8 protein-coding genes and 1 pseudogene are annotated in these 10,436 nt (G+C 73.1%); 4 read left to right on the forward strand and 5 right to left on the reverse strand.

Annotated features, from left to right (window positions below):
- The 3 genes from EPD83_RS18970 to uvrA all read right to left on the reverse strand — a co-directional run.
- The coding region (locus tag EPD83_RS18970) for a type IV toxin-antitoxin system AbiEi family antitoxin domain-containing protein (protein ID WP_205859617.1) at positions 1-827 on the reverse strand (827 nt) is incomplete at its 3' end.
- Between the two features lie 223 nt (positions 828-1,050).
- The gene (locus EPD83_RS18975; RefSeq protein ID WP_128365848.1) at positions 1,051-1,530 is read right to left on the reverse strand and encodes a Rieske (2Fe-2S) protein; all 480 of its coding nucleotides are present in this window, start codon (positions 1,528-1,530) and stop codon (positions 1,051-1,053) included.
- 211 nt (positions 1,531-1,741) lie between these two features.
- Positions 1,742-4,828 carry an excinuclease ABC subunit UvrA gene (gene uvrA, locus EPD83_RS18980; protein WP_128365849.1) on the reverse strand — a complete coding sequence of 1,029 codons (3,087 nt, stop codon included), beginning with the start codon at positions 4,826-4,828 and terminating at the stop codon, positions 1,742-1,744.
- 64 nt (positions 4,829-4,892) lie between these two features.
- Here uvrA and EPD83_RS18985 point away from each other — a divergent pair, with 64 nt between their 5' ends.
- From EPD83_RS18985 to EPD83_RS19000, 4 genes are all read left to right on the forward strand, one after another.
- Positions 4,893-6,686, forward strand: a complete 1,794-nt coding sequence (locus EPD83_RS18985; protein WP_128365850.1) for a glycoside hydrolase family 15 protein — start codon at positions 4,893-4,895, stop codon at positions 6,684-6,686.
- A gap of 10 nt (positions 6,687-6,696) precedes the next feature.
- Positions 6,697-7,389 carry a maleylpyruvate isomerase family mycothiol-dependent enzyme gene (locus EPD83_RS18990; protein ID WP_128365851.1) on the forward strand — a complete coding sequence of 231 codons (693 nt, stop codon included), beginning with the start codon at positions 6,697-6,699 and terminating at the stop codon, positions 7,387-7,389.
- A gap of 3 nt (positions 7,390-7,392) precedes the next feature.
- Entirely contained in the window at positions 7,393-8,055 is a 663-nt protein-coding gene (locus tag EPD83_RS18995) for an MBL fold metallo-hydrolase (protein WP_128365852.1), read from the forward strand.
- Positions 8,056-8,135: 80 nt separating this feature from the next.
- Positions 8,136-9,008 carry an EamA family transporter gene (locus tag EPD83_RS19000; protein ID WP_128365853.1) on the forward strand — a complete coding sequence of 291 codons (873 nt, stop codon included), beginning with the start codon at positions 8,136-8,138 and terminating at the stop codon, positions 9,006-9,008.
- 19 nt (positions 9,009-9,027) lie between these two features.
- Here the strand turns inward: EPD83_RS19000 and EPD83_RS19005 are convergent, their stop codons facing one another.
- Positions 9,028-10,026 (reverse strand): TerC family protein, encoded by a 999-nt coding sequence (locus tag EPD83_RS19005; RefSeq protein WP_128365854.1) that lies wholly within the window; start codon positions 10,024-10,026, stop codon positions 9,028-9,030.
- A 185-nt stretch (positions 10,027-10,211) separates the two neighbouring features.
- Positions 10,212-10,436, reverse strand: a pseudogene (locus tag EPD83_RS19010) (hypothetical protein); the annotation flags it as partial.

A 10,436-nucleotide genomic window follows, 5' to 3' on the forward strand; every position in this document is an offset into this window, starting at 1 on the left:
ACGACGAGCCAGCCCAACGACCTCAGGCGGTCCTCGCGGTACTTCTCCGCCACGACGGCCGCGACCCCGCCGTCCGCGTACTTGACCCGCCCGTCGAACTCGACGAGCACCCGGGTCCCGGCGATCCGCAGGTCGGCGCGGGCCACGAACGACCCGTCCTCGTCGCGGACGACCACCTGAGACTCCACCGTCAGTCCCGACGTCACGAGCATCGCGCGCAGCCGGGATTCCCCGGGGCTCTCCGCCGCCGGGTCGACGAGCTGGAGCATGGCGAGGGCGCGCTGGACGTGACGGTGACCCGCTCGGCGTTCGATCTCCGCTGTGAGCTCCCTCGCGTCGATGGTCCGGGTGTGCAGAGCGGCGTCGGCCGACACCAGGCCGGCCAGGGTGCCGTGGTCGAGGGCGGCCTGGACCACGGCGGTGACCGCCGCCGTCGCCGGCGCGACAGGCGTTTCCACGACGACCTCACCGGGGTCGCCGGGCCTGATGGTGGCGCCGCTGCGCCGCAGCTGTCGCTCGACGGGGCGGTGCAGCAGAGCCGACCCCAGGTCGGCCCCCCACACGGGCAGGCCGAGCGCGACGACCGCCGAGTGCCCGGCCAGCACGGCGTCCGGGTACTCGACCCGCAGCGCGCGGCAGAGCTCGAGGTGTCGGTCCTCGTCCCGCGCGGGCGCCGGGCCGGTCGCGTACAGGCCGCGGGCGAGCCGCCGCAGCCGGCCATATGTGACGGCGCGGCTGAGGGTCTGGCGTGAGACGCCCAGCCGCAGGGCCTCGGAGGTTATGAACACCCCGTCGTGGAGCTGCGCGAGCAGTGAGAAGTCGTCCATGGACCGAGGGTGCGTCCCCGCGTCGAGCGGTGGCGGGTCGTCCCGTCGATCTGTGGACGACCCGCGCGCGCGACGCGCCCTGTGGACGACCGGGGCGTCCGGCGGCCGACACCCCGGTTCGTCGCCGAGACCGCGCTTACGAACAGGTGCTCTCGGTGACATTTCGGGGTGACCCCGAAATGTCACCGGGGGTGGGGGTGGGGGTGGTGGGAGGGCGAAGGGGTCAGGTGACGGAGAGGCCGTCGCCGGAGACGGTGACGGACTTCTCGGGGAGGGGCTCGCTGGCGGGGCCCTCGACGACGGCGCCGGTGGCGATGTCAAACTTGCTGCCGTGGCACGGGCAGTCGATGGTGCCGTCGCCCACTTGGTTCACGAGGCAGCCGGCGTGCGTGCAGGTCGCGGAGAAGGCCTTGAACTCGCCCTCGGTCGGCTGGGTGACGACGGCGTCGAGCGACTCGAAGACCTTGCCGCCGCCCACCGGGATCTCCGCCTTCTTCACGGCGTCCCCGGCCTCGCCCGCGGCGGAGCTCGCCGCCGAGCTCGCCGCTCCGGCCGCGCTGCTCGCGGTCTGCTCCACCTCGCCGCCGCAGCCGGCGAGCGTGCCGGCTCCGGCGAGGACGACCCCGGAGGCACCGACGTACCGCAGGGTCTGACGGCGGCTCACGCAGTCGCAGCCGGGCTCGGGGGTGTCGTGCTCACTCATCGGGTCGCCTTCCGTCGGTGCCTGTGGGTCCTCTCAGTGTCCCGTCCGACCCTGGACGGCGCCTGTGGACCATCGGACACTGTCCGATCGGACCGGACGTGCCCGGTCGTCCGGCGGAACCACCAGCCAGAAGAACCCGTCAGCCGGCCCTGCGGGCCGGACCGGGGACGAGACCGGTGAGCAGGCCCCCCAACCCGCAGGGAGGGCCCGGTCAGCCGGCCTTGCGGGCCGAACCGCGCCCGGAGGCGCGCGTCGTCGTCCGGCCCGAGCCGGACGCGCGCGCCGGGTCGCGGCGCGAGGACGCGGAGCCCTTGGCCGCCGACCGGCCGGAGCCGGCGGACCGGCCAGACCCCGAGGACCGTCCGGACCCGGACCGCGTGGGCTCGGTGGTGCGGGCCGTCCGGGCCAGGATCGGGGCGAGGAAGCGCCCCGTGTGCGACTCCTCGACCGTCGCGAGCTGCTCCGGCGTCCCCTCGGCGACGACCCGGCCGCCGCCGCTGCCGCCCTCGGGGCCGAGGTCGACGAGCCAGTCGGCGCTCTTGATGACGTCGAGGTTGTGCTCGATGACGATGACCGTGTTGCCCTTGGCGACCAGGCCCTGGAGCACCCCGAGCAGCTTGCGGATGTCCTCGAAGTGCAGGCCGGTCGTCGGCTCGTCGAGGACGTAGACGGTGCGGCCGGTCGAGCGCTTCTGCAGCTCGGAGGCGAGCTTGACGCGCTGCGCCTCGCCGCCGGACAGCGTCGGGGCGGGCTGGCCCAGCCGGACGTACCCGAGGCCGACGTCGTTGAGCGTCCGCATGTGCCGCGCGATGGCGGGGACGGCGGCGAAGAAGTCGGCGGCCTCCTCGATCGGCATGTCGAGGACGTCGGCGATCGACTTGCCCTTGAAGAGGACCTCGAGCGTCTCGCGGTTGTACCGGGCGCCGTGGCAGACCTCGCACGGGACGTAGACGTCCGGGAGGAAGTTCATCTCGATCTTGATCGTGCCGTCGCCGGAGCACGCGTCGCAGCGCCCGCCCTTGACGTTGAAGGAGAACCGGCCCGGCTGGTAGCCGCGGACCTTGGCCTCCTCGGTCGTCGCGAACAGCTTGCGGACGTGGTCGAAGACGCCGGTGTACGTCGCCGGGTTGGAGCGCGGGGTGCGCCCGATGGGGCTCTGGTCGACGTGGACGACCTTGTCCAGCTGGTCGACGCCCGTGACGGTCTTGTGCCGCCCCGGGACGTGCCGGGCGCCGTTGAGCTTGTTGGCGAGGACGTTGTAGAGGATGTCGTTGACGAGCGTCGACTTCCCCGAGCCCGAGACTCCCGTGACGACCGTGAGCGTCCCCAGCGGGAAGGACACCGACACCTTGTCGAGGTTGTGCTCGGTGGCGCCGACGACGGTGACCTCGCGGCCCTTCTCGCGCGGGCGGCGGGTGGTGGGGGTCGGGATCTCGCGCCGGCCGGACAGGTACTTGCCGGTGAGCGACTCCGGATGGGTGAGCAGGTCGGCGACGGTGCCGGCGTGGACGACCTGGCCGCCGTGCTCCCCCGCGCCCGGGCCGATGTCGACGACCCAGTCGGCCTGGGCGATCGTGTCCTCGTCGTGCTCGACGACAATGAGGGTGTTGCCGAGGTCGCGCAGCCGGGTCAGGGTCTCGATGAGGCGGTGGTTGTCGCGCTGGTGCAGCCCGATGCTCGGCTCGTCGAGGACGTAGAGGACGCCGACGAGGCCGGACCCGATCTGCGTGGCCAGCCGGATGCGCTGCGCCTCGCCGCCGGACAGCGTGCCCGCCGGCCGGTCCAGGCTGAGGTAGTCGAGCCCGACGTCGAGGAGGAAGCCGAGCCGGGCGTCGATCTCCTTGATGACCCGGGCCGCGATCTGCCGCTCGCGGGCGGTGAAGTCGACGCCCGAGAAGAAGGTGGCGGCGTCGGCGATGGCCATGCCGGCGACGTCGGCGATGGAGCGCCCGCCGACGAGCACGGCGAGCGACTCGGGCTTGAGGCGCGCCCCCTTGCACGTCGGGCACGGCACCTCGCGCATGTACCCCTCGTAGCGCTCACGGCTCCAGTCCGAGTCGGTCTCGGAGTGACGGCGCTTGACGAACGGGATGGCGCCCTCGAACCCGGTCGAGTAGGACCGCTCGCGGCCGAACCGGTTGCGGTAGCGGACGTGCACCTTGTGGTTGCGCCCGTGGAGCAGCGCGTCCTGGGCCCGCTTGGGCAGCGCCCGCCACGGGGCGTCCATCGAGAACGTCATCTCCTCGGCGAGCGCGGTCATGACCCGCTGGAAGTAGTCGGCGGCGCCGGAGGCCGTCGCCCACGGGGCGATGGCGCCCTCGGACAGGCTGAGGTCGTCGTCCGGGACGATGAGGCCGGGGTCGACCTCGAGCTCGGTGCCGATGCCGGTGCAGTCGGGGCAGGCGCCGAACGGGCTGTTGAAGGAGAACGAGCGCGGCTCGACCTCGTCCATCGACAGCGGGTGGTCGTTGGGGCAGGCCATCTTCTCGCTGAAGCGGCGCTCGCGCTCGGGGTCGCCCTCCTCGCGGTCGACGAAGTCGACGACGACGACGCCTCCGGCCAGGCCGAGCGCGGTCTCGACGGAGTCGGTGAGCCGGCGCTTGCCCGTCGTGTCGTCCGGGCCCTTGGCGACGAGCCGGTCGACGACGACGTCGATGCTGTGCTTGACCTGCTTCTCGAGCTTCGGCGGGTCGGTGAGCGCGACGACGTCGCCGTCGACCCGGGCCCGCGAGAAGCCCTTGGCCTGGAGCTCGCTGAAGAGGTCGACGTACTCGCCCTTGCGCGCCCGCACGACCGGCGCGAGCAGCTGGAAGCGGGTGCGGTCGGGGAGCTCGAGGAGCCGGTCGACGATCTGCTGCGGGCTCTGCCGGGTGATGGGCTCGCCGCAGACCGGGCAGTGCGGCCGGCCCGCGCGGGCGAAGAGGAGGCGCAGGTAGTCGTAGACCTCGGTGATGGTGCCCACCGTCGAGCGCGGGTTGCGGTTGGTGGACTTCTGGTCGATGGAGACGGCCGGGGAGAGCCCCTCGATGAAGTCGACGTCCGGCTTGTCCATCTGCCCGAGGAACTGCCGGGCGTACGCCGACAGCGACTCGACGTAGCGCCGCTGGCCCTCGGCGAAGATCGTGTCGAAGGCGAGGGAGGACTTGCCCGACCCGGAGAGGCCGGTGAAGACGACGAGCGCGTCGCGGGGGATCTCGACGCTCACGTCCTTGAGGTTGTGCTCGCGGGCACCACGGACGACGAGGTGGTCATGACTCACGACGGCAACTCTAGGTGTCACCACCGACAGGCTCCTCATCAGCGCGGACGGCCGCCGTCGAAGGTGTCGGGTCGGCGGGGGCGCGGCGTCTAGGGTCGGCAGGGTGACGACCCCGATCCACGAGTACGCCCTCCTCGGCGACACCGAGCGCGCGGCCCTGGTGAGCCGCCACGGCGCGGTCGACTGGCTCTGCCTGCCGCGCTTCGACTCCCCCGCCTGCTTCGCCTCGCTCCTCGGCACGGACGATCACGGCCGCTGGTTCCTCGGCCCCGTCGAGGAGGCGACGGCTACCCGCTCCTACCGCGAGCACAGCTTCGTCCTCGACACCGTGCACGAGACGGCGACCGGCCGGGTCCGGGTCACCGACCTCATGCCCTTCGGCGACGACCGGGCCGACCTCGTCCGCATCGTCGAGGGGCTCGACGGCGAGGTCGAGATGGACCACGAGTGGGTCGTGCGCACCGGCTACGGCGCCGTCCTGCCCTGGGTCTCCCGCGTCGAGGACGAGACCGGCACCGAGGTCATCCGGGCCATCGCCGGCCCCGACATGTTCGTCCTGCGCGGCGACCGGCTGCCCGAGCCGGAGGACCACCACCACCGGGACCGCTTCACGGTCAAGGCCGGCGAGCGGTACGACTTCTCGATGACCTGGGTGCCCTCGTGGAGCGAGGTCCCCGGGGCCCTGGACATCGACTCCCGGCTCGAGGACACCGTCCGCCACTTCGACGACTGGGCCGACCGGCACGAGCACCAGGGTCGCTACCGGGAGGCCGTGACCCGCTCGCTGCTCGTCCTGCGCCTCCTCACCGACGAGCTGCGCGGCGGCATCGTCGCGGCGCCGACGACGAGCCTGCCCGAGGACATCGGGGGCAGCCGCAACTGGGACTACCGGTACTGCTGGCTGCGCGACGCCTCGCTGACCCTGGAGGCGCTGCTCGGCTGCGGGTACGTCGAGGAGACCAAGCTGTGGCGCAACTGGCTGGTCCGGGCCGTCGCCGGCGACCCGGCGGACCTGCAGATCATGTACGCGGTCGACGGCGCCCGCGAGCTGCCGGAGCGCGAGCTGGACCACCTGCCGGGCTACGAGGGGTCCCGGCCGGTGCGCGTGGGCAACGGGGCCGTCGGGCAGAAGCAGAGCGACGTCCTCGGTGAGGTGATGATCGCGCTCGACCGCGCCCGCAAGCTCGGGGTCGAGGAGTCCGACGAGTCCTGGGCGGTGCAGAAGGCCCTCGTCGACGACCTGGCCGACCACTGGGACCAGACCGACCACGGGCTGTGGGAGGTCCGCGGCGAGGCGCGGCACTTCACCCACTCGCGGGTCATGGTGTGGGCCGCGTTCGACCGAGCCGTCAAGGGCGTCGAGGAGGACGGGCACGACGGCGACGTCGAGCGCTGGCGCGAGCTGCGCGACACCGTCCACGCCGAGGTCTGCGAGCGGGGCTACGACGCCGAGCGCGGCACCTTCACCCAGCACTACGACACCAGGGAGGTCGACGCCGCCCTGCTGCTCCTCCCCACCGTCGGCTTCCTGCCCGCCGACGACGAGCGGGTGAAGGGGACGGTGAAGGCCGTCGAGGAGGACCTCATGAAGGACGGCTTCCTCGTGCGCTACCGCACCTCCAGCGGTGTCGACGGCCTGGACGGCGAGGAGAACCCGTTCCTCGCCTGCTCGTTCTGGCTTGCCGAGTCCTACGCCCGGGTCGGCCGGATCGACGACGCCCACGCGCTCATGGACCGGCTGCTCGGCGTGGCCAACGACCTCGGGCTGCTCTCCGAGGAGTACGACCCCTCGACGCAGCGGCTCGTCGGCAACTTCCCGCAGGCGTTCTCGCACCTGGCGCTGGTCCAGGCCGCCGACGCGATCGTCGAGGCGGAGCGGGCCGCCGGTCGGGGGTAGCGTCCGGGACATGGCTCCCGACCTCGACTGGCTCGCCGTCCTCGACACCCACCAGTCGCGGCTGGACGCCACCGCCGAGGCGCTGGACGACGTCGCCGCCCCGAGCCTGTGCGCGGGGTGGACGCGCGGCCACGTGCTCAGCCACCTGGCCCGCAACGCCGAGGCCGTGACGACCCTGTGCCGGTCCGCGGTCGAGGACACCGGGGAGCCGATGTACGCCTCGGCGCAGGCCCGCGACGCCGACATCGAGGCCGGCGCGCACCGCGACGCCCGCACCCAGGCTCTCGACGTCCGCGACACCGGACGGCTCGTCGCCCTGGCCCTGGCCCGGCTGACGCCCGAGCACGCCGACCGGCAGCTGGAGCGGACGCCCGGCGGGTCGCACGTCGCCGCCGGTTTCCTCCCGGTCATGCGGGTCCGCGAGGTCGTCCTGCACCACGTCGACCTCGACGCGGGGTTCGGGTTCGCCGACCTCGAGCCCGACCTCGTCGACGCCCTGCTGGAGGAGGAGGTCACGCGGCTCCGGGCCGTCGACGACCCACCCGACGTCACCCTGCGGGCCACGGGCGGCCGGGAGTGGACCGTCGGCGCCGGCACGGCCACCGTCGACGGCGACCCCGCCGGCCTCCTCGCCTGGCTCGCCCGCGGCCTCACCGACGGCGTGCACGCAGACCCCCTGCCCCGACTCCCCGGAGGACGATGACCCATGGCCTACACCGGTGACGTGACCCCCGGCGGTCCCAGCGACGTGCGCGACCTCGGCGCCGCGACGCTGCGCAAGATGTCGGTCTCGGACATGCACAACAACGTCTACCTCCTCACCTGCACCGCCACCGGCGAGCAGCTGCTCGTCGACGCCGCCGACGACGCCGAGCGCTGCCTCGCCCTCGTCCGTGAGGGGACCGGGCGGCTGGACCACCTCGTGACCACCCACCAGCACTGGGACCACGTGCGCGCCCTGCCCGAGGTCGCCCGCGAGACCGGCGCCCGCACCTACGCCGGCGCCGACGACGCCGACGCGCTGCCGCTGGCCCCGGACGTGCGGCTGCGTCAGGGCGACACCGTCGCCGTCGGCGAGCTGACCCTCGACGTCGTCCACCTGCGCGGACACACCCCCGGGTCGGTGGCGCTGTCGTGGACGGCACCGGACGGCGTGACCCACCTCTTCACCGGCGACAGCCTGTTCCCCGGCGGCGTAGGCAACACCAAGCAACCCGGACAGAGCTTCGAGGACCTCTACCGCGACGTCACCGACCGGGTCTTCGACGTCTACGACGACGACACGTGGTTCTACCCGGGCCACGGCGGCGACTCGACGATCGGGACCGAGCGGCCGCACCTGGAGGAGTGGCGCGAGCGCGGCTGGTGACACGTCCGGCGCCCGCGTCGACGGCGAGGGCGCGGTGGACGGGTCCGGGGCGCTCCCCCGACCCTCGTTAGCCTGTCGCGGTGACGACCGCCGACCGCCTCCCCGCGCCGGTGCTCGTCCTCGCGGGGATCGTGTCGGTGCAGTTCGGCGGGGCCCTGGCCGCGACCCTCGTGCCGCAGATCGGGGCCGGCGGGTCGGTCGTCATGCGGCTGCTCTTCGCCACGATCGTCCTCCTCGCGGTCGCCCGCCCCCGGCTGCGCGGGCACTCGCGGCGCGCCTGGGCGACGGTGGGCGCGTTCGGCGTCGCCCTGGGCCTCATGAACTTCGCGTTCTACGGCTCGCTGGCGCACCTGCCGATCGGCGTCGCCGTGACCATCGAGTTCATCGGCCCGCTCGCCCTGGCCGCGTCCCTCTCCCGGCGGCTGCTCGACGGGCTCGCCGTCCTCGCCGCCGCCGTGGGGGTCGTCCTCATCTCCGAGGCGCTCGACGTCCCGCTCGCCGAGCTGGAGTGGGTGGGCATCCTCCTCGCCCTCACGGCCGGGGGCTTCTGGGCCGCGTACATCGTGCTCTCCGGTCGCACCGGGGCGGAGTTCCCCCGGCTCGAGGGGCTCGCCCTCGCCATGGTGTTCGCGACGCTCGTGACGCTGCCCTTCGGGGTCGCCAGCGTCCCGTCGTGGACGGCCGAGACCCTCCTCAAGGGGCTCGGGATCGCCGTCCTGTCCTCCGTGCTGCCGTACTCGCTGGAGCTGCTCGCGCTGCGCCGGCTGCGGGCGCAGGTCTTCGGCATCCTCCTCAGCCTGGAGCCCGCGTGTGCGGCCCTGGCCGGGCTCCTCGTCCTCGGCCAGCGGCTCGCACCGGGCCAGCTGGCGGGGATGGCGCTGGTCGTCGCGGCGTCCGCCCTCGTGCTCGGGCTCGGGGCCCGCAAGGACCCCGCCGAGGCCGCCGCGGCGTGAGCCGTCCCGGCGCGTGCGCTCAGGAGTGGCCGGAGCCGCCGCGCACGAGCTCGGGGCGGGTCCGGGTGCGCCAGAGGCTCGCGACGGTCGTCACCCCGAGGATGACGACGATGGCGCCGAGGGACACCGCGATCGGCACCTCCGGGACCGGCACGTGCTGGCCGCCGTTGACGAAGGGCAGGTCGTTCTCGTGGAGGGCGTGCAGCACGAGCTTGACGCCGATGAAGGCGAGCAGCAGGGCCAGGCCGTAGCTGAGGTACACGAGCTTGCGCAGCAGGTCGCCGATGAGGAAGTAGAGCTGCCGCAGGCCCATGAGGGCGAAGAGGTTGGCGGTGAGCACGATGTACGGCTGGTTGGTCAGCCCGTAGATGGCGGGGATGGAGTCCAGGGCGAAGAGGAGGTCGGTGGTGCCGAGGGCGAGGATGACGACGAAGAGCGGCGTCACGACGCGCGCCCCGTTCTCCGTCGTGAACAGCTTCGTGCCGTCGTAGGTCTCGGTGGCGCGGAAGCGGGCCGTCACCCACCGCATGAAGCGGTTCTGCTCGTACTCGTCGTCCTCGGTGCCGCCGCTGCGGGCCAGCTGGACGGCCGTGTAGACGAGGAAGGCGCCGAAGACGTAGAAGACCCAGCTGAAGCTGTTGATGGCCGCCGCCCCGACGGCGATGAAGATGCCGCGCAGCACGATGGCGATGACGATGCCGACCATGAGGGCGTACTGCTGGAACTGCTCGGGCACCGAGAAGCTCGCCATGATGAGGATGAAGATGAAGAGGTTGTCGACCGAGAGCGAGTACTCGGTGAGCCAGCCGGCGAAGAACTCCCCCGCGTACTGGCCCCCGGCGACCCACCACAGGCCCAGGCCGAAGACGACCGCGGCGCCGATGTACCCGCTGAGCGCGACGGTCAGCTCCCGGGTGGACGGGCGGTGGGGCCGGCGGCCGATGACGAGGATGTCGACGGCGAGCAGGAGAGCGGTGACGGCGATCGTCACGGCCCACACCCAGGTGGGGACGGTCATGCGGGGTCCTTCCGGTCACGACGAAGTGGCCGGAGGTCTCTCCCGTCCGAGGACGGACCGGCGCCCCGGGGCGGACGGCCGCCCGTGATGACGAGGACACCGCGTCGGGGATACTCCCCTCCCGTGGCGAGCCGAGTCTAGCCCCGCCCCGGGGACCGGTCGCGCCGGGGCGCCGGGCGCGTCGCTCAGTGCCGGCCGACGTGCTCCGGCGTGGCGTGCGCGTGGTCGTGACCGGCGTGGTCGTGACCGGCGTGGTCGTGGCCGCCGTGCGCGTGTCCGGGTGACGGGAGCGGCGCTCCGCCGAAGACCGGGCTCGCGGCCTGCTCCGCGGTGAGGCTGCCGTGCGCGACGGCCCGCTCGCGCAGCATCCGGAGGACGGAGCCCCCTCCGACGCCTCCTCCGGGCTGCAT

This window comes from Phycicoccus flavus, assembly GCF_004025965.2.
In the GTDB taxonomy this organism is placed as follows: domain Bacteria; phylum Actinomycetota; class Actinomycetes; order Actinomycetales; family Dermatophilaceae; genus Phycicoccus; species Phycicoccus flavus.